Origin of the sequence: Streptomyces sp. NPDC019937, assembly GCF_040631655.1 — a bacterium.
Taxonomy (GTDB): Bacteria; Actinomycetota; Actinomycetes; order Streptomycetales; family Streptomycetaceae; genus Streptomyces.
The window spans coordinates 22,450-40,721 of record NZ_JBEYAL010000005.1 but is presented as its reverse complement, the minus strand read 5'-3'; the positions used below and the strand labels follow the sequence as shown (position 1 = coordinate 40,721).

The 18,272-nt window shown below is 71.4% G+C and carries 17 protein-coding genes, 1 tRNA gene and 2 pseudogenes; 6 read left to right on the top strand and 14 right to left on the bottom strand.

The window, feature by feature from the left end; genetic code table 11:
* From ABZ562_RS05945 to ABZ562_RS05935, 3 genes are all read right to left on the bottom strand, one after another.
* Positions 1-366 (bottom strand): MmcQ/YjbR family DNA-binding protein, encoded by a 366-nt coding sequence (locus tag ABZ562_RS05945; protein WP_361474651.1) that lies wholly within the window; start codon positions 364-366, stop codon positions 1-3.
* Between the two features lie 112 nt (positions 367-478).
* Entirely contained in the window at positions 479-1,024 is a 546-nt protein-coding gene (locus ABZ562_RS05940) for a hypothetical protein (RefSeq protein ID WP_361474648.1), read from the bottom strand.
* A complete protein-coding gene (locus ABZ562_RS05935; protein WP_361474645.1) occupies positions 1,021-2,118 on the bottom strand; it encodes an XRE family transcriptional regulator in 1,098 nt (365 codons plus the stop codon). The genes ABZ562_RS05940 and ABZ562_RS05935 overlap by 4 nt, the downstream gene beginning before the upstream one ends.
* Positions 2,119-2,483: 365 nt before the next feature.
* On the opposite strand from ABZ562_RS05935, the pseudogene ABZ562_RS05930 reads away from it, so the two are divergent.
* Positions 2,484-2,715 (top strand): annotated as a pseudogene (locus ABZ562_RS05930) (MBL fold metallo-hydrolase); the annotation flags it as partial.
* Between the two features lies 1 nt (position 2,716).
* Here ABZ562_RS05930 and ABZ562_RS05925 read toward each other — a convergent pair.
* Positions 2,717-2,791, bottom strand: a tRNA-Val gene (locus tag ABZ562_RS05925).
* Between the two features lie 168 nt (positions 2,792-2,959).
* Here ABZ562_RS05925 and ABZ562_RS05920 point away from each other — a divergent pair.
* The 3 genes and pseudogenes from ABZ562_RS05920 to ABZ562_RS05910 all read left to right on the top strand — a co-directional run.
* A complete protein-coding gene (locus ABZ562_RS05920; protein WP_361474643.1) occupies positions 2,960-4,210 on the top strand; it encodes a hypothetical protein in 1,251 nt (416 codons plus the stop codon).
* Between the two features lie 67 nt (positions 4,211-4,277).
* The gene (locus ABZ562_RS05915; protein WP_079038385.1) at positions 4,278-4,499 is read left to right on the top strand and encodes a zinc ribbon domain-containing protein; all 222 of its coding nucleotides are present in this window, start codon (positions 4,278-4,280) and stop codon (positions 4,497-4,499) included.
* A gap of 87 nt (positions 4,500-4,586) precedes the next feature.
* Positions 4,587-5,150 (top strand): annotated as a pseudogene (locus ABZ562_RS05910) (DUF4383 domain-containing protein); the annotation flags it as partial.
* Between the two features lie 331 nt (positions 5,151-5,481).
* Here the strand turns inward: ABZ562_RS05910 and ABZ562_RS05905 are convergent.
* From ABZ562_RS05905 to ABZ562_RS05895, 3 genes are read right to left on the bottom strand one after another with little or no spacing between them, the layout of a single operon-like run.
* Positions 5,482-6,141 (bottom strand): O-methyltransferase, encoded by a 660-nt coding sequence (locus ABZ562_RS05905; protein ID WP_361474640.1) that lies wholly within the window; start codon positions 6,139-6,141, stop codon positions 5,482-5,484.
* Positions 6,142-6,183: 42 nt separating this feature from the next.
* The gene (locus tag ABZ562_RS05900; protein WP_361474637.1) at positions 6,184-6,843 is read right to left on the bottom strand and encodes a response regulator transcription factor; all 660 of its coding nucleotides are present in this window, start codon (positions 6,841-6,843) and stop codon (positions 6,184-6,186) included.
* A complete protein-coding gene (locus tag ABZ562_RS05895) occupies positions 6,822-7,988 on the bottom strand; it encodes a histidine kinase (protein WP_361474634.1) in 1,167 nt (388 codons plus the stop codon). The genes ABZ562_RS05900 and ABZ562_RS05895 overlap by 22 nt, the downstream gene beginning before the upstream one ends.
* A gap of 135 nt (positions 7,989-8,123) precedes the next feature.
* Here ABZ562_RS05895 and ABZ562_RS05890 point away from each other — a divergent pair, with 135 nt between their 5' ends.
* A complete protein-coding gene (locus ABZ562_RS05890) occupies positions 8,124-8,756 on the top strand; it encodes a DedA family protein (protein ID WP_361474632.1) in 633 nt (210 codons plus the stop codon).
* On the opposite strand, the gene ABZ562_RS05885 is transcribed toward ABZ562_RS05890, so the two are convergent.
* From ABZ562_RS05885 to ABZ562_RS05875, 3 genes are read right to left on the bottom strand one after another with little or no spacing between them, the layout of a single operon-like run.
* Positions 8,725-9,585 (bottom strand): HAD family hydrolase, encoded by an 861-nt coding sequence (locus tag ABZ562_RS05885; RefSeq protein ID WP_361474629.1) that lies wholly within the window; start codon positions 9,583-9,585, stop codon positions 8,725-8,727. The two genes, ABZ562_RS05890 and ABZ562_RS05885, sit on opposite strands and share 32 nt — an antisense overlap.
* Before the next feature lie 31 nt (positions 9,586-9,616).
* Complete coding sequence (locus ABZ562_RS05880; protein WP_361474626.1) at positions 9,617-12,250, bottom strand: phosphoribosyltransferase domain-containing protein; 2,634 nt, start codon at positions 12,248-12,250, stop codon at positions 9,617-9,619.
* 5 nt (positions 12,251-12,255) lie between these two features.
* Positions 12,256-13,452, bottom strand: a complete 1,197-nt coding sequence (locus tag ABZ562_RS05875; RefSeq protein WP_361474623.1) for an HpcH/HpaI aldolase/citrate lyase family protein — start codon at positions 13,450-13,452, stop codon at positions 12,256-12,258.
* Between the two features lie 222 nt (positions 13,453-13,674).
* Here ABZ562_RS05875 and ABZ562_RS05870 point away from each other — a divergent pair, with 222 nt between their 5' ends.
* Positions 13,675-14,736 (top strand): TerD family protein, encoded by a 1,062-nt coding sequence (locus ABZ562_RS05870; RefSeq protein ID WP_361474620.1) that lies wholly within the window; start codon positions 13,675-13,677, stop codon positions 14,734-14,736.
* 21 nt (positions 14,737-14,757) lie between these two features.
* Here the strand turns inward: ABZ562_RS05870 and ABZ562_RS05865 are convergent, their stop codons facing one another.
* The 4 genes from ABZ562_RS05865 to ABZ562_RS05850 all read right to left on the bottom strand — a co-directional run bounded on the left by ABZ562_RS05865 (position 14,758) and on the right by ABZ562_RS05850 (position 18,167).
* Positions 14,758-15,483 (bottom strand): TerD family protein, encoded by a 726-nt coding sequence (locus ABZ562_RS05865; RefSeq protein WP_361474617.1) that lies wholly within the window; start codon positions 15,481-15,483, stop codon positions 14,758-14,760.
* Between the two features lie 134 nt (positions 15,484-15,617).
* On the bottom strand, positions 15,618-16,802 hold the full coding sequence (locus tag ABZ562_RS05860) for a DUF475 domain-containing protein (RefSeq protein WP_361474614.1): 1,185 nt from the start codon (positions 16,800-16,802) through the stop codon (positions 15,618-15,620).
* Between the two features lie 52 nt (positions 16,803-16,854).
* Entirely contained in the window at positions 16,855-17,430 is a 576-nt protein-coding gene (locus tag ABZ562_RS05855; RefSeq protein ID WP_055550598.1) for a TerD family protein, read from the bottom strand.
* A 161-nt stretch (positions 17,431-17,591) separates the two neighbouring features.
* The gene (locus tag ABZ562_RS05850) at positions 17,592-18,167 is read right to left on the bottom strand and encodes a TerD family protein (protein ID WP_055550596.1); all 576 of its coding nucleotides are present in this window, start codon (positions 18,165-18,167) and stop codon (positions 17,592-17,594) included.
* Between the last annotated feature and the right edge of the window lie 105 nt (positions 18,168-18,272).

Genomic DNA, 18,272 nt, shown 5'->3' with positions numbered 1-18,272 from the left:
TCAGGCCCGGTCGAGGCGGAGGCGCTCGGCCCTCGGCAGCCCCGCGACCACCAGGTCGTACGAGTCCTCGATCAGCTCCCGGACCAGCTGGTCCGGCAGGTCGCCATCCACCGTCACCGTGTTCCAGTGGCGCTTGTTCATATGCCACCCCGGCACGATCAGCCCCGGGTGGTCACCGCGCAGCCGAACCGCGACCTCCGGCTCACACTTCAGATTCACCGTGAGGGGCCGCGTGCCCAGGGTCGACAGCGCGAAGATCTTGCCGCGCACCTTGAAGGTCGAGACCTCCGGGGCACTCGGGAAGGGGAACTCCTCCACGGCCGCGTTGAAGGAGACGCAAAAGGACCGCAGCTGGTCAGGGGTCACTCCGGGTACTCCTTGCGTTCGGCTGGGAGTGCATGATCCCTACACTATCCACGGTCGGCTACATGTGTTTTTCAACGTTATCCGACTCCACGGCGCCGTCCACGGTCGCGATTCAGAGGATTCCTTCTCTGTCGCACCACTCGGCGAAGCCGCCTTGCTTGAAAGGGAGTCGGTACTGGCCGGTGAGAAGGTCATCAGCCAAGGCAGACACCAAAGGTACCGTGAGGAGCCCTGCGCGTATCGCATCGCAAAGCAGACCCAGAGTACGACGCAGTATCACGGGGCGGCCTCGGGAAGCTGCCACGGCTACTCGGTCGTCGACGACCGCCACGGCACCCGGTAACGTTTCGGCGAGTGCCAGCACTCCGCACTCACCGATGTTGCGCCCGTTCGGACCGACCAGTTGTCGCTCGTAGTAAACAAACGCCGATAACTGAGCGGGACTTTCGAGGGGTACGGTCTCGATCCAAGCTGCGTCGAGCACTGACTGCAAGTGAGGGTGCTGGTCGACTCCATGGCGCAATTCTTGTGCGACCACATCAGGAATCAGCACGTGGTGGTCCTTCAGAATGCTCTTGAGAACCCCAAGCCATTGAGCCTGCGCGAAATGACTCAGCGGACCGGTGTCCAGGACGTAGGAGGTCTCAGCCTCGGTCACGAGGTCACTTCCCAGATTTCCGCCTCCGACGCGGGCGGCAGGGTCGGCAGCGAGTCCGGCCCGAAAGTGCCACGGAGCAGCCCCAGAGCCCGGTCCGCCGTGATGGCCTCACGGCGAAAGAGCTTCAATACCGCCTGCTCATACGGTCGCGGCAGCGCCACCGGAGCCATCTCATCCCGGACGACAAGGTTCTTCTCCACGATGTCGGCCTGCTTGGTGTGGACCCGACGGATGTCGTTCGCGCGACTCCCGTCCACCAGGCCGAGTTCCTGAAGCCTGCGTGCCAGGGTCGCCATGTCCACTCCGTAGTGACTGGCTGCACGGACCGCGGCGTCACGCCATGTCTCATCCGGGGCGGCCAGCCACTCGGCCCAGCGTCCCCGCAGGTCCTCGCCGGGGAGAAGCAGGGCGCGCGCGAAGCGGTCCAGCCTGGCTTCAATCCCCTCCGCCTCCGCCGCCGCGACCCGCCAGTCCAAGGAAAATTCATCGGCGACGAGGTAATGGCCCAATTCATGGGCGGCGGCAAGCCGGCGGCGACCCACCCGCCAGTGCCCGTTGACAAGCGCTACGCCGCCGCGCCTCAGCAGGACCGTCCCCGCATCCGCGCCTTCGCCGAGATCCACGGCAAATACCAACAGTCCTACGTTGGCGGCCAGTCTGGAGACTTCCTGTGCCGGTTGCTCCGGGCGCAGGCCGAGGAGGCGTCGCGCACGGACCGCCAGATCCTCCGCGTCTTTCATCGTGACCGGGTGCGGCAGCGGCTCCGGCTGCCCCGCGACCAGTTCAGGACAGCCAGAAGCGACGAACTCGGCGTCGCGGACCAGGGAGTCGAGCTCAGTGTCGATGACTTGCACCGCCACCCCTGGTTGGGCCCTGCGGTAGGAGACGAGGGCAGGTGGAACTTCGTCCACAAACCACTCCACACGGCGCCCCAGCTCGCGCGCGATCATCACAAGCTCCATGGCGGTTACACGGCGGCTCCCAGACTCGATTTTCGCCAGTGCCGTGCGATCCATGCCGATGGTGGCGGCCAGCTGAGCCTGGGTAGCTCCGCGTTCCGTCCTGGCCTCAGCGATCCGTGCCCCGATCTCCATGTGTGCGAATTTAGCACATCCAGCCCCGCGGCATCACCCTGTGGATTCGCGCAACCACGGACCGCTACCACGCGAGCTGAGCTGCGCGTGGGGGACTGGGCCCAGAGGGGTTCCGACCTGCGCTGCCCGGAATGTGACGGTACATGCCTACGCTGGTCTGCCCGCGGTCCCCCGGTACGGGACCGGGTACCGCGCATCCGTATGGCCACGCGGCCACACGGAGCAGGCCCGACCCAGCCGGGCGGGGGACGTCATGACCGGGCAGCCGCACGTGGACGCCGCGGACGGGCACTGACAGGCCCGCACGGGCGAGGCCATCGAAACCCCATGGGGCTGTGCCGCGGAAAGGCGAAGGAGTACTGAACGGCGCCTTGCGACGGGTCGAGCTGACGCACTGACATGAGGACCGCACCGGCTCGGCAGCCGAACTGGCCAACCGGCGCGAAGCGGAGGTGGTCGGTGGACCGAGAGGCCGAGGACGACGATGTGCTGGCGTTCGGCGGCGGGGCGATGGTCGTCGCGGTGCCCGGACACACGGGCAGGTCGATCGCGCCCCACCCGCCCGGGCCGAGGGTGCTGTTCACCGGCGACGCGGTGCTGGTGGGCGCAGACGGATTCGAACCGCCGACATCTGCCTTGTAAGGGCAGCGCTCTACCGCTGAGCTATGCGCCCTGGGGGAGCTGTCAGCCTACCTTGTTCGCGGGGCAGCGCCGCAATCCGCCTGCGGCGCCGGTCGTGGCGGGAAGAAGGCCGGCGACGCGAACCGTACCGACCTCTGTGTTCGTCCCTGGTGGGTGGGAGAATGACATCCGGGCCCGGGCGATCCATTGGGAGAGGGAAGTGGCGGCGACACCTGCGCGGCGGTGGTTCGGGGGACGCGGGGAGAGCCAGCGGGCGGAGGCGCAGGCCGCGAAGGATGCCGCGGCGGCCGCGTTCTACGAGCTGGACACCGCGCAGCGGGATCTGCGGATCTCGATAGAGACGATCACGGCGGTGGACGACTCCCCCGCCGCCCGCCGGGCCGCCGCCGACTTCGCGGCGCTCGGGCAGCGGATCGACCAGGTCAGCCATGACTACATCAGCGCGGTGGACGCGCACGACCTGGACCATGACGGTCTGGACGCGGCGGCCGCCGGGCGGGCGCGGGCGGAGCTGACCCGGGCCCGGGACGAGCTGCGGCGGACCAAGGCGGATCTGGACCGGTTCGGGCAGGGGCTGGGGCCGCTGCTGCAGCAGGCCGAGACGCAGCTCGCGCGGCTGGCGCCGGCGGTGGAGCGGGCGCGGCAGGCACTGCTGGCGGCCACGAACGCGCTGGACGAGGTGCGCGGCTCCGGGCTGCGGGCGGACGATCTGGCGGCGCGGCTGGCGGCGCTGGCGCCCGAGCTGACCAAGCTCAACCAGGGCGCCGGGCGGCACGGCGTGCAGGAGACCATCCGGCGCGCGGACGATGTGCTGCGCCGGGCGGAGGCCGTTCGCGGGGAGGCGGAGCGGCTGCCGGAGCGGGCGGCCGAGATAGACCGGCGGCTGGTGTCGCTGCGGACCCGCGCCCAGGCGATCACCACCCGGGCCGCCGGGGTGGAGCCGGTCCTCAGTGAGCTGCGCCGCCGCTACAGCGCGGCCTGCTGGCAGGACCTGCAGTCGGTGCCCGGGCAGGCGGCGCGGGACGTGGCGCAGGCCGAGGCGAAGCTCGGGGAGGCGCGGGCGGCGCGTGAGGAGCAGCGCTGGCCGGACGCCACGGCCCTGCTCAGTACGGTACGGGCGCTGCTGAACACCACGGACGAGGCGGTGTCTGCGGCCGGGGACCGGTTGCGGCGGCTGGATGAGGTGTCGTTCAACCAGGACAAGGAGATCGAGCGCACCCGTTTCGCGATCCGCGACGCGCAGCGGCTGGCGATGGCCGGGCGCAGCACCCCCGATCCGCGCCACGCCCGCCCGCTGGACGACGCGGTCGGGCGGCTGGAGCGGGCGATCGCGGGGCTGGAGGGGCGGCATCCCGACTGGTGGCACTTCCTCATGGAGACGGAGGCGGTCCGGCAGACCGCCGCCCGGGTCGTGCGGGAGATCCGTGACGACCTCGGGGGCGGGCACTGAGTCCGGTCGCGGCGTACGGGCCGGGAATCGGGGGCCGCGGGGCGTTGGGGATGGTTATGCTCCTGACATGCCTCGCTACGAATACCGCTGCCGCGCCTGTGGGACCACCTTCGAGCTCAACCGGCCCATGGCCGAGTCCTCGGCGCCCGCCTCGTGCCCGGACGGGCATGACGACACGGTGAAGCTGCTGTCGACCGTCGCCGTGATGGGCGGTTCGGCCTCCTCCTCGGCGCCGGCGGCGCCCGCCGGTGGTGGGGGCGGGTGTTGCGGGGGCGGGTGCTGCGGATAATCCTGGGAGGTACGTCATGGGGGTGCGTAAAACGGCACGTACCCCCACGTACCCACCGGGTACGGCCTCGCCGGTTAGGAGGCCGACATGGCTACCGGCCGTCCCTCCCCCATCGGTCCGCACCCCGCGGGTTCCGCGCGGCATTTCCCGGAGCGGATCGGCGGGCGCACCAAGCTGGATGAGCATCTGCCGGTCGACCACAGCCTGAGCAGGGTCTACCGCCTCGGTGCGGGGCTGATGGGGCTGGTCCTGCTCGCCTTCGGCATCCTCGGTCTGACCGACCACATCGGGTTCTTCGACACCGGCGGCGCGACCGCCGCCGGGCTGAACACCAACGGCGCGCTGAGCGTGCTGTCCATCGCCATCGGGGCGCTGCTGTTCATCGGCATGGTCATCGGCGGCAACTTCGCCTCGACGCTCAACATGGTGCTCGGGCTGCTCTTCCTGCTGAGCGGATTCGTCAATCTCGCGGTGCTGGAGACCAGCTTCAACTTCCTGGCCTTCCGGCTGCAGAACGTGCTGTTCAGCTTTGTGGTGGGCCTGATGCTGATGTGGTTCGGGATGTACGGGCGGGTCAGCAGCAAGCTGTCTCACGACAACCCGTACTGGATCTCCCGCCACCCCCAGCAGGCCGAGCGCGAGGCACGGGCACGCGAGGTGATGGCCGCCCGGCGGCGGGCCGCGGAGGCGGGCGCGGGGCAGTCCGTGGCCCCCGGCGAGCCCGCACGGCCCGGGGGCCCGCCGAGCCCTACGCCGCCGCCGGACCGGCCGGAGCGGCCGGGCCAGCGGAGCGTGGTCGATCATGTGGGCGGCGAGAAGGCCATTGACCGGGCAGCCGGCGGGGAGGAAAAGCCGCCCGGGAAGTGGGGGAAGCTGGACCGGGCGCCGGAGGACGCGGCCCCGTCCGGGCCACGCCGCCCCCACCGGCACTGGCCCCGCCGCCACCGCGCCGAGCGGTAGGCAGACCGCGGCAAGCAACCGGTCAGCGGCGGCGGGCCAGGGTCAGGCCGTCGGCGATCGTGAGCATGACCGACTCCATGCGGTCATCGGCCGCCACATGGTCGTTGAAGGACCTGATCGCGGCGCCGCCCCCGGTGGCCCCCGGGTCGACGACGGCCCCGCCGTAGAAGACGTTGTCCGCGACGATCAGCCCGCCCGGGTTCAGCCGCGGCACCAGCTCCTCCCAGTACGGGATGTAGTTGCCCTTGTCCGCGTCCAGGTAGGCGAGGTCGATGTGCGGCTCGGCGGGCATCGCGCGCAGGCTGTCCAGGGCGGGCGCGATCCGCAGGTCGATACGGTCGGCGACGCCCGCCGCGGCCCACGCCCGGCGCCCGTACGCGGTCCACTCGTCCGATACGTCGAGGGCCACCAGCGTGCCGTCGGCGGGCAGGGCCCGCGCCATGGACAGCGCGGAGAAGCCGGTGAAGGTTCCGACCTCGACGATGTGGCGGGCGCCGGTCAGCCGGACCAGGAACGCCAGCAGCGGGCCCTGCTCCTCGGCGGACTGCATCCCGGCGTACTGCGGCAGCTGGGCGTGCGTCACGTCGACCAGTTCGCGCTGCACGGGGTCGAGCGGCGGATTGTGGGCCAGCATGTAGCCGTACAGCTCGCTGGTGATCGGGGTGCTCTTGGTCTCAGCCATGGTTCAGTCTCTCTCCATCCGAGGCCGGGCCGCTCCCTCCCTCTAGCTTCCCAGGTAGCGGAGCACCGCCAGGACGCGGCGCGAGTATCCCGAGCTGCCGGGCAGTTCGAGCTTGTCGAAGATCGCGTTGATGTGCTTCTCGACGGCGCTGCGCGAAACGTGCAGCCGTTCGGCGATCGTGGCGTTGGCGTGGCCCTGGGCCATCGCGTCGAGGACGTCGCGCTCGCGCGGGGTGAGCCGGGCGAGCGGGTCGGTGTGGGTGCTGCGGGACAGCAGCCGGCGGACGACCTCGGGGTCGAACGCGGCGCGCCCCGCGGCGACCCGCTCGAGGGCGTCGAGGAACTCGTCGACCTGGACGACCCGGTCCTTGAGGAGATAGCCGACGCCCTCTCCCGGGCCGCTCAGCAGCTCGGTCGCGTACCGCTTCTCGACGTACTGCGACAGGACCAGCACGCCGATCGCCGGATGCCGCCGCCGTATCTCCAGGGCGGCCCGCAGCCCCTCGTCGGTGTGGGTGGGCGGCATGCGGACGTCCACGACGACGGCGTCCACGTCCGGGATCCGGTCCACGGCCGCGATCAGCGCGGTGCCGTCGCCGACCGCGGTCACCACCTCGTGGCCCTCGTCGGCGAGCAGCCGCACCAGGCCCTCGCGCAGCAGGGTCGAGTCGTCGGCGAGGATTACGCGCAAGGGGGCAGGCATGGCAGCTCCGCGGTGATGGTGGTGGGGCCGCCGGGCGGGCTGGCCACCCGGAGCCGCCCGTCGAGCGCGGCGGCCCGGCGCGCCAGGCCGAGCAGACCGCCGCCCGCCGGGTCGGCGCCTCCGGTGCCGTCGTCGGTGATCCGTACGCGGAGGGCGCCGGCAGGATCATGCGTCAGCGCGACGTCGATACGGGACGCGCCCGAGTGCTTGACCGCGTTCGTCACGGCCTCGGAGACGACGAAGTACGCGACCGTACGGACCGTCGTGCCCGGCTCCGCCACCAGGCCGTACGCCAGCCGGACCGGGATCGCGGACCGTTCGGCCACTCCCTCCAGCGCGACCCGCAGCCCGGCCTCGTCCAGCGCGGCCGGGTAGACGCGCCACGCCACCTCGCGCAGGTCGCTGAGGGCCTGGCGGCTCTCCTCGTGGGCCTGGACGAGCAGGGCGTGCGCCCGCTGCGCGTCCTGGCTGCGGCGGGCCCGGCCCAGCAGCATGCCGAGCGCGACGAGCCGCTGCTGCACCCCGTCGTGCAGGTCGCGTTCGATGCGCCGCCGCTCCTCGTCCACGGCGTCCACGACCCCGGCGCGGCTGGCGGCCAGCTCCTCGATCCGGTGGTGCAGGGCGTCCTGAGGGCTGGGGCCGAGCAGCTGCCGCGCGAGCAGCCCCTCCCAGGACGCGACCGCCACGACGCCCTGGGCGGCGAGGATGAACAGGACCACGCCGCCGATCCCGGTCGTGACCAGGTCGAACCAGTGGTCGCCGCCGAGCACCGGCACGCCCCACAGCAGCAGCGAGCCGAATCCGGCGCCGATCGCGGCCAGCGCCGGGACCACGCCGCCGAGCAGGCCCAGTGCCCAGCGCGTGGCGAGGTAGCGCAGCGCCTGTTCACCGCCGTAGTCGGGGGTGATCTCGGTGTCGAGGAAGCGGGCCAGCTTGCGGCGTTCCGCCTCGGTGAGCCACCGGGCGGTCGCCGTCAGCGGGCGCAGGGCGCGGGTGCGGGCGCGGGGCCGGGGGGTGACGCACAGCAGGATCAGCCCCGCGGCCACGGTGAACAGCAGCTCGGCCACGGCGGTGCCCGCGCCGATCAGCAGCCCGCCCACCAGCCGCAGACCCCGCCGTAACCACGTCGACCGCGCCTTCCCCATGGACCGCAACGCTAGCCGCCGCCACCCGCCCGCACACTGAGGATTTCCGCAGGGTATGGGTGCGGTGCGGGCCCGTACGACCGGGTGGGCCGCCTCATGGTCCGGCGGGGCGCCGTTTTCTTAGCGTTCCGTGGCATGACCGATCGCATCACCGACTGGGCCACCGGCCTCATGGACGCCCTCGGGGCGCCGGGCGCGGGCGCCGCCATCGCACTGGAGAACCTGTTCCCGCCGCTGCCCAGCGAGGTGATCCTGCCGCTAGCCGGGTTCGCGGCGGGTCAGGGGCGGATGAACCTGTACGCCGCGCTGCTGTGGACCACGGCCGGTTCGGTCGTCGGCGCGCTCGCCCTGTACGGGGTGGGCGCGCTGCTCGGCCGGGACCGGACCCGGGCGATCGCCGCGCGGCTGCCGCTGGTCAAGGCGGCCGATGTCGACCGGACCGAGCGGTGGTTCCAGCGGCACGGCACCAAGGCGGTCTTCTTCGGCCGCATGATCCCGATCTTCCGCAGCATGATCTCGGTACCGGCCGGCATCGAGCGGATGCCGGTCCCGGTCTTCCTCGCCCTCACCACCCTCGGCAGTCTGATCTGGAACACGGTCTTCGTGCTGGCCGGTTACGCGCTCGGCGACAACTGGCACCGGGTGACGGACTACGCCTCGGCGTACTCCAAGGCCGTGCTGGGCGCCGCCGCGCTCGCGGCGCTCGGCTTCGCCGCCACCCGGTTCGTCAGGCTGATCAGCCCCGGCCGCGGGAAACGGCGCGGATGACCTCGCGGCGGGCCTTCGCCCAGTGGAGGGAGGCGTGTTCGGACAGGGCGCGGGCGATCGCCTCGCCCGCCGCGACGCCCTGCTCCTCGACCGCCGTGACGTGCGGTGCCGTCCAGCCCTCGATGGCCAGTTCGCCGTGGCCGGGGCGCCAGGCGTGGTCGGCGGCCTCCAGCAGGTCGGCGTCGAGGAGCGAGTCGCCCGCGGTGAGCACCTCGTCCGCGCCGGTGCGGCGCTTGATCTCGGCGACGGCCGCGCTCTTGGTGAGCGGCTTGGGCACGGCGTAGAGCTTGCGGCCCTGGAGCGAGACGGTCCAGCCGCGCGGCTCCGCCCACACCGCCAGCTCCTTGACGTACTCGTCGGGCAGCAGCTTCCGCTCGACGACGAGATACGCGAACAGGTCCTCCGCGACCCGCTCCTTGAGCAGCCAGGACGGGTCGGCGGTGGCGGTGAGGTGGGCGCGGACCTCCTCCAGGGGGGCGCAGCCGTCGGCGAGGGCGCCGCGCACACCGGCGTGCCACTCGGGGTCGGACTCGCCGTCGACCAGCAGATGGCCGCCGTTCGCGCAGATGGCGAAGCGGGGGGCCGGGCCGGGCAGCCGTACGCGCCGGTACTGCTCGCGGGTGCGGGTGGTCGTCGGTACGAAGACGGACGTACGGGCCAGCTCGGCGAGCAGCCCGGCCGCGGTCTCCGTCAGGTACGACAGCGGCTTGCCCTCGTACACCTCGACGCACAGCAGCCGGGGCGCCTCGGCGTCGGGCACGGTGAGGCCGAGCGCCGCCGCCGAGTAGATCAGCGTACGGTCGAGATCACTTGCCACCAGAACGGTCATCGGGCCGCCTCCACCGCATATGCCGACATGTTCATCTCGCCGCCACCGCCTTGCCGTCCGCGCCCGTGGCGCCTCGTGTGTAGCGCGGGTGGATCAGCCCGACGCAGGTGTACGGCAGGCCGTCGGTCTCCTCGACCGGCACCCCGCGCTGCTCGGCGAGCAGCCGTACGTGGTCCAGGTCCGCGCCCGCGCCCCGCTTGGCGAGGATCTTCCACGGGACGCGGCGCAGCAGCACGCGCGTCGTCTCGCCGACGCCCGGCTTGACGAGGTTGACGTCGTGGATGCCGTACTCCTCGCTGATCCGCTCGACGGCCCGCCACCCCTCCCAGGTCGGGGTGCGGTCGGCGGCGGCCAGCTCCTTCGCGTCGGCCGCCACGCCGTCGGCGACCTCCTCGAAGCGGGCCGTGATGGCGTCGATGAAGTCACCGGAGAGGTCCACGCCGGCCAGCTCGCGGTAGAACTTCGCGCCGTGGAAGTCGTCCGGCCCGACGAGGTCGGCACGCAGCACGGTGCGCGATATCAGCCCGGAGACGGTGGAGTTGAGGCATGCGGAGGGGACGAGGAAATCGTCGCGGGTGCCGTAGGTCTCCACGCAGCGGCCCGGGTCGGCGAGGACCGCGATCCGCGGGTCGAAGTCCGGGTACGGGGCGAGGGCGTCCGACAGCTCGCGGGTGATCGCGCCCTTGCCCGTCCAGCCGTCGACGAACACCACATCGGCCGGGTCGTGGTGGTCGGCCAGCCAGCGCAGCGCGGCGGTGTCGATGCCGCGGCCGCGCACGATGGAGACCGCGTAGTGCGGCAGGTCCAGACCGTGGGCGTGGCGCGCCCAGCGGCGCATCAGCACGCCGATGGGGGTACCGGCCCGGGCGAGCGAGACGAGGACGGGGCGCGGCGAGCGCTCGGCGAGCACGGTCTCGGTGACGGTGCCGACCGCGCGGGCGATCCGGCCCGCGGAGGCCGCGAGCGCGGCCCGGAACAGCTCCTGGTACGCCTCGCTGGGCTGGTACTCGACGGGCAGCGACTCGGCGTAGTGCGCACCGCCGCTCTGGATCGCCTCCTCCCGCTCCTCGGTGGGGGCTTCGAGGGTGACGTGGGAGAAGTCCTGGAGCAGCCAGCCGACGTCGTCGGGGGCGTACGACGAGAACGCGGGACCGCGCAGGGGCTCGGGCGGCGGTTGGGGCATGGAGGCCTGCCGTTCGGGGGCGGGGACGGGAGTGGGGGCTGTGGGGGGCGGTACGTGGGAGGGGACGACGGCCAGCAGCAGCCGGTCGGTGTGCGCGGCCAGCCGCGCGAGCAGCCCGTCGGGGGCGTGCAGCGCGGGGGTGTCGGCGGCCGAGTCGACGACGGCGACGACCGCGTCGAAGCGGCGCGCGGGGTCGGCGCCGGGCGCCACGTTGTACGCGTAGCGCGGCCCGGGACCGTCGGCGGGGGCGTCATGGGCGGGGAAGGTGAGCGCGGTACGGATCGCGTAACCGGGGTCGTCCACGGCCAGCACGGGCGACCGCGTGGTGGTCGAGAACCGCACCTCGGCGTCGTCGAGCACGTCGTCCAGCGCCCCGGCGAGCCGCAGCGGGGCGTACATCAGCTCCTCGAACCCGAGGACGAGCACGCGGCGAGGCGCGGCGCCGTGCGCCCGGTCCGGCGCCCCGGGGTCCTCGGCGGTGTCCGGCGCCCCGCCCGGTGCGGGCGCCGAAGCGTCGGCGGACGGCACGGGGGAGCCCGGCCCGGCCGGGGCGCCCGGCGCGTCGGTCAGCGCCTCCGCGAGGCGCGCCGCCATGGCCGGGAGCGCGGCCTCCAGGCGGGCGCGGTGGGCGGGGGTGAAGCCGTGCCGCCCGCCGTCCGGCAGGCCCGCGGGCCAGCCCAGCCCGACCCGGAGGGTCTGCGGGCCGTCCGCGCCCCGGCCCCCGGCCGCCGCCGGGGCCGCCCCCGCTTCCGGCGGGGCCGGGGCGTGGGCGGCCACCAGGGCGCGGCCGCGCGGGAGGACGTCGGGCGGGAGGTGGACCGTGCCCGTCGCCGCGGAGACGAGGTCCACGCGGGCGCCCAGGTCGGACGCGAAGGCGTCCAGGCGGGCGCGGTCCTCGGCGGGGCGCATGTCGACCAGGGCGACCACCACGTAGCGGTCGCGGGGGAAGCGGCGGTGGAGGGCGGCGATGGTGTTGAGGACGGTACGGCCGGTCGAGAACTCGTCGTCCACCAGGACCAGCGGGCCGTCGGCGGCCAGCAGCCGGGGGTCTTCCGGGAGCAGCAGATGCGACGTGGCGTGGCTGTGCTCCTCCTCGAAGCCGCCCACCGTGGGCACGCCCGCGACCGGGCGGCGGGTCGAGTGCAGATACGGCGCCAGGGCGAGCCCGTCCGCGACGCTGTGGCCGAGGCCGGTGGCCGTCTCGGCGTAGCCGAGGACGACGGCGCGGGACGCCGCCTCGTCACCCAGCAGGGCGCGCACCTGCTCGCCGAGCGCTACGCCCGCGCCGTGGACGGCGGCGGGCCGCTGGGGGACGTGCTTGCCGAGCACGTTCGACACGAGCAGATGCGCCCGCTTGGGGTTGCGCCGCAGGGCGAGCCCGAGCAGTGCGGGCAGCCGCCCGTCGCCGTCGAGCCGTACGCCGAGCCGGTCCGCGACCCACTGTCCCGACCACACCACGCTGTCTGCCTCGTTTCCACTCATAGGGGTCACGCCGTTCGTACGGTCCGCAGGCCCGCGGCCAGCAGCTCCACGAAGCTCACGTCCTCCCGGGCGACGCCGAAGACCTCGGCGCGCCGCAAGGTCCGCTCGGCCCAGGCCCGGTGGGGTTTCACCTCGTTCATCTTGTTGGTGTACGCGGAGCGCAGCACACCGCCCCCGCAGCGCTCGGGTTCGAGGATGTCCACCGCGTCGCTGAACTCCTCGTGGCTGACGACGGACAGGGCGTGCACGGGGGCGACATGGGTGGGGTGGATGCAGGTCTTGCCCTGCAGCCCGTTGGCCCGGTCCAGTTCGATCTCGCGGAGCAGCCCGTCCATGTCGTGCTCGATGAGCGCGGCGCGCAGCGATTCGGCGCGCCCGGAGAAGGGGCTGAGCCGCAACTGGGGTTTGAACATGCGCTCGTGCTGCTTGAAGTACTCCCACACCGGGCCGGTGACGGTGAATCCGGTGCCGTCGGCCCGGCCCAGCATGTTCACCACGTCGCCGATGACGGACGCGACGAGCTGGACGTCGTAGGCGGTCATGTCGGGCGCCCGGCGCAGCCCGTACGCGGAGCACAGGTCGGTCACCCCGAGCCGCAGCGCCAGCACCCGCTCCCGGTATTTGTCGACGATCCGGCCGATCCCGGCGAGGGTTTCGGTGCGGGTTTCGCGGTGCATCAGCTCCGGCGACTCCAGAACCGGCATCGCATACAGTCGCCGGCCCCCCAACACCTCGGCCACCTCACGATTTTCGGCCGATATCAGCGCCTCCAGGAACGGAACTCCGCGCTCCTCGGTGAACTTGGGCAGTACGAATCCGGACAGCAGCCGCACGGCCGGTCCGAGCCGCCGGACGAGATCGACGATCTGCTCGGGGGTGCGGACGCGGATGAAGAGCAGCGGCAGTTCGGTGTCCAGACCGCGCCCGGCGAGATCGGTGAACTGGCGCACGAGGTTCTCCTCGGCGCCCGGCACCTCGGCGTCGTGGATCGAGTCCTCCAGGCACAGCACCATGGAGACAACCCCTCGACCTGCCTGTTTGACGATGTCGTCGGCGAGGGCGGACCGGGTGGCGGGGCTGTAGAGGGTGGCGCCGAGCGCGACGGCGAGGGTCCGGGCCGGTGAGTCGACCGTGAATTCGACGGGCTGCTGATGGAAGAGGCGCGTCCGCGTCTCGTCCGGCAGATGTCCAAAATGCCGCATGTTTCTCCCCGCACTGCCGGTTCCCCACCCGGGCCACACGACCCTCGGGTGGCCGATTATCGTACGTCCGAGCCCAGGTCAAAAGTTCCCCAAGGCCGTGAAAATCACGTAACTCCTATGCGTCGCCCCGGTATCCGGCATGCCCGTCCTGCCACACCCCACCAGCACGTCCCCGTACCCCTGCGTTGTCCCCGCACCCGGCGGGAGGGCAGGATTACGGCCATGACGCACGCGATGCTGAAGGGATCGAACATCCCGCTCGAGGCCACGGCCATACGCGCGGTGCTGCGCTGGACCCCCGGCACGGACGTGCCGGACATCGACGCCTCGGCGCTGCTGCTGGGCGGGGACGACCGCGTGCGCTCGGACGAGGACTTCGTCTTCTACAACCAGCCGCGGCACCCCTCGGGCCTGGTCCGGCACCTGCCCAAGAAGCAGGCGCCCGAGGGGCTGACGGACACCATCGAGGCCGATCTGACCGGGCTGGAGCCGGGGGTGCACCGGGTGGTGCTGGCGGCGTCGGCGGACGGCGGCACCTTCGGGCAGGTACGGGATCTGAGCCTGCTGCTGTACGACGCGTCGCCGTCGGCCGCCGAGGAGCCGCTGGCGATCTTCGCGGTGCTGCCGGAGACCGGTAAGGAGGCCGCGCTGATCTGCGGCGAGCTGTACCGCCGGGGGGACAGCTGGAAGTTCCGCGCGCTGGGGCAGGGCTATGAGTCCGGGCTGGTCGGGCTGGCCACGGAGTACGGCATCTCGGTGGACGACGGCGAGGGGGCCGACGCGGACCCGGACCGGAGCGCCGGGCAGAGCACCGGCCAGGGCGGCGCGGAGGAGCCGGAGGCCCTCGCCACGGCCGAGCCGGGCAGCCCGCAGGGCCCGTCCCCGAGCCAGGCCGAGACGACCGCTCTGCCGCCGCCCCGGCCCCTGCCGCAGCCCGACCCCTGGGACCCGCAGGCGACCCAGCCGCTCGCCGCCGGACAGGGCGCCACCCCGACCGGCGCGACGGGCGACGGCGACTACTACCTGCCGCCGCAGCCGCCCGTACCGCCTCAGGTGCCACCGCACGTCCCGGCACCGGCCTATCCGCCGCCCGCCCAGCCCCCGGCGCAGCCCGCGTACGGATACCCGCAGCAGCCGTCGTACGGCTATCCGCAGCCGCCCGCGTACGGCTATCCGCAGCAGGTGCAGCGGACCGATCCGCCGCCCCCGCCGCCGCTCCCGATGCCGTTCCCGGACCCCAACTTCACCCTGCCGCCGCAGGGGCCGCAGTTCCAGAAGCGCTAGCGACCACGGCCGGGGCCGCTCCTACACCTTCGACTTGTAGCCGCGGCCCCACTGGAGGCCCCACCCGTACAGCCGGTCCAGCTCCGCCTGGAAGCCGTACACGTACTTCACCTCGCGGCGGACGATGATCTCGCCCTTGACGTTCTCCAGCATCACCACGGCGCAGGAGCGGGCCTGCGGGGCCCGCTCGTCGAGCGCGATCTCCACCCGCGGCCCGTTGCTGGGGTACAGCGTGACCATGCCGTGCGTACGGTCGAAGGCGGGGGTGCCGTCGTAGATGTAGACGAAGACGAGCAGACGCTTGATGTCGTCCTTGTGGTCCAGATTGATGTAGATCGTCTCGCCCATGCCGGAGCCGAACCGGTCATCCCCGCTGAGCTTGACGTACGGCGCCTCGTTGAGGTTGCCGAAGAAGTCGCCGAGCGGCTGGACCACGCCCTTCGCGCCGCTCTTCAGCTCGTACATGACGGCCAGGTCCAGGTCGACGTTGACCATGGCGGGCCCCTGCGCCTGCACCACCTGCGGCTTGAACATCTGCAGCGGGTGGCGCAGCAGGCTGGGCCCCTTGCTGTTGAAGTCCGAGGTGCGCATCTGCCAGGACAGGTTGATCCGCAGGTTGCCGCTGGCGGCGCCCTGTTTGGTCAGCGAGATGGTCTGGTGGCGCTTGGTCAGCTCGACCGCGCCACTCGCGTCGCCGCTGTCGAACTCGCGCCACGCGGACCGCCCCCAGTTGCTCCAGAACGCCATCGTGCGCACCCCACCCTTCGTGGCTCCCACTGCCTCAAAGCCGCTCAACTACGGCGGGGCGGCCGGGAGGTCCGAAGACCTCGGCCGCCCCGCTCAGAGCGTTCCTCAAACGCCGGTGTGTCACACTCCGGCGGTCAGACTCCGGACGTGACTTCCGTCTTTTCCTCGGATCCGGCCCCGCCGCCCTGTGCTTCCCGGCGGTTGCGGATGACCGAGGACCAGTACGAGGCGCCGATGAGGACGACGCCCACCACGCCGGTGATGACCTCGTTGATCTCGTACTTGATGGTGACCAGCAGGATGCCGGCGAGCGCGCCGATGGCGTAGTGCGCGCCGTGCTCCAGGTAGACGTAGTCGTCCAGGGTGCCCTGGCGGACCAGGTAGACCGTCAGCGAACGGATGTACATCGCGCCGATGCCCAGACCCAGCGCCATCTCGAAGATGTCGTTGGTGATCGCGAAGGCGCCGATCACGCCGTCGAAGGAGAACGAGGCGTCGATGACCTCCAGGTAGAGGAACATGAAGAACGCGGCCTTGCCGGCCAGGCCGACCACCGTGGCGCCGCTGCTGCCGCGCGGGGCGCCGCCGTTCAGCTGGGCGGTCTCGGCGGGCTTCTTCTCGTCTGCCCCGTCCTCGCCGTCCGCGCCGTCCTCATCGTCGTCGTCCTCTTCGAGCTTGTCCTCGAAGAATCCGGAGACCCCGTTGACGATCAAGTACGTCATCAGACCGGCGACCCCGGACAGCAGCACGGTCGCGCTCTTGTCACCGCCGCCGTGCGCCACGTCGGTGGCGAGGGTGGTGGCGGTGATCAGCAGCACGGCCAGGGCGATGACGACCGAGAAGGTGTCCAGCTTGCCGAGCTTGGACAGCGGCTTCTCCAGCCAGCCCAGCCAGCGGATGTCGCGCTCCTCGAAGATGAAGTCGAGGAAGATCATCAGCAGGAACATCCCACCGAAGGCGGCGATCGCCGGATGGGCGCCCGTCACCAGGTGTTCGTACTTGTCCTTGTCGTTGATCGCGAGGTTCACGGCCTCGATCGGACCCAGCTTCGCCGTGATGGCGACGATGACCACCGGGAAGACCAGACGCATGCCGAAGACGGCGATGAGAATGCCGACGGTCAGGAAGATCTTCTGCCAGAAGGCATTCATCTTCCGCAGGATGCCCGCGTTGATGACCGCGTTGTCGAATGAGAGCGAGATCTCCAGGATCGAGAGGATCCCGACGATCGCGAGCCCCTTCCACCCCCAGAGGACGCCGGCCAAGGCCAGACCGATCACCGTGACGGCGAACGACCAACCAAAGGTTTTGAGGAGCACTGGCAACCCAATCCTTCTGCGTACGGTCTCCCCCGCGCCTTGTTACGCGGCTTTACGAAACGTTGACTCCGAAGTCTAGAGCGATACCCCGAAGGCCTGACGCGTACCCCTGCCCTACCGCACGGAACTTCCACTCGCCGTTGTACCGGTAGACCTCGCCGAAGATCATCGCGGTCTCGCCGGAGGCGTCCTCGGAGAGGTCGTAGCGGGCCAGCTCATTGCCGTCCGCCTGGTTCACCACGCGGATGAACGCGTTGCTGACCTGCCCGAACGTCTGGCGCCTGGCGTCGGCGTCATGGATCGAGACCGGGAAGACGATCTTGTCGACCCGCTCCGGGACCTTGGTCAGGTCGATCAGCAGCGACTCGTCGTCGCCGTCGCCCTCACCGGTGAGGTTGTCGCCGGTGTGCTCCACGGAGCCCTCGGGGCTCTTGAGGTTGTTGTAGAAGACGAAGTACTCGTCGCCGAGCACCCGCCCGGACTCGCACAGCAGCGCGCTGGCGTCGAGGTCGAACGGTGCTCCGGTGGTGGAGCGCGCGTCCCAGCCCAGGCCGACGAGCACCTGGGTGAGATTCGGCGCGGCCTTGGAAAGGGAGACATTGCCTCCCTTGGCGAGCGTGACGCCCATGATCCTGGTCCCTCCCCGGGGTAGTGCGTGGTGCGACGCACATCCGGCGCCGCACTCCCGTCTGTCGTCCACAGGGGTGCGGCGCCGGACGCGGCGGCCTCGGCGTGCCCGGCCGGCTCAGGGGGTGGTTCCCCCCGGCCCGGCCGGGCTGCCGGGCCGGTTCAGACGTTGACGCCGAAGTCCTGCGCGATGCCACGCAGGCCCGAGGCATAGCCCTGGCCGATGGCACGGAACTTCCACTCCGCCCCGTTCCGGTACAGCTCGCCGAAGACCATGGCGGTCTCGGTGGAGGCGTCCTCGGAGAGGTCGTAGCGGGCCAGCTCGTTGCCGTCGGCCTGGTTCACCACGCGGATGAACGCGTTGCGCACCTGGCCGAAGCTCTGCTGGCGGGTCTCGGCGTCGTAGATCGACACCGGGAAGACGATCTTGGCGACATCGGCCGGAACACCGGCCAGGTTCACCTTGATCTGCTCGTCATCGCCCTCGCCCTCACCGGTGATGTTGTCACCGGTGTGCTCGACGGAGCCGTCGGGGCTCTTGAGGTTGTTGAAGAACACGAAGTTCTGGTCGTTGGCGACCTTGCCCTCGGTGTTGGTGAGCAGGGCACTGGCGTCGAGGTCGAAGTCAGTGCCCGTGGTGGTACGGGCGTCCCAGCCCAGACCGACGACGACCGCGGTCAGGTTAGGGGCTTCCTTGGTCAGCGAGACGTTGCCGCCCTTGCTGAGGCTGACTCCCACGAGTCCTCCCAATAAGGTTCGTCAGGAGCACTGCGTGCCCCTATATCTCCATGAGGTTTCCCACCAGGATCAACGCGTCGATCCTAGTGAGCGGTTCCCGCCCGA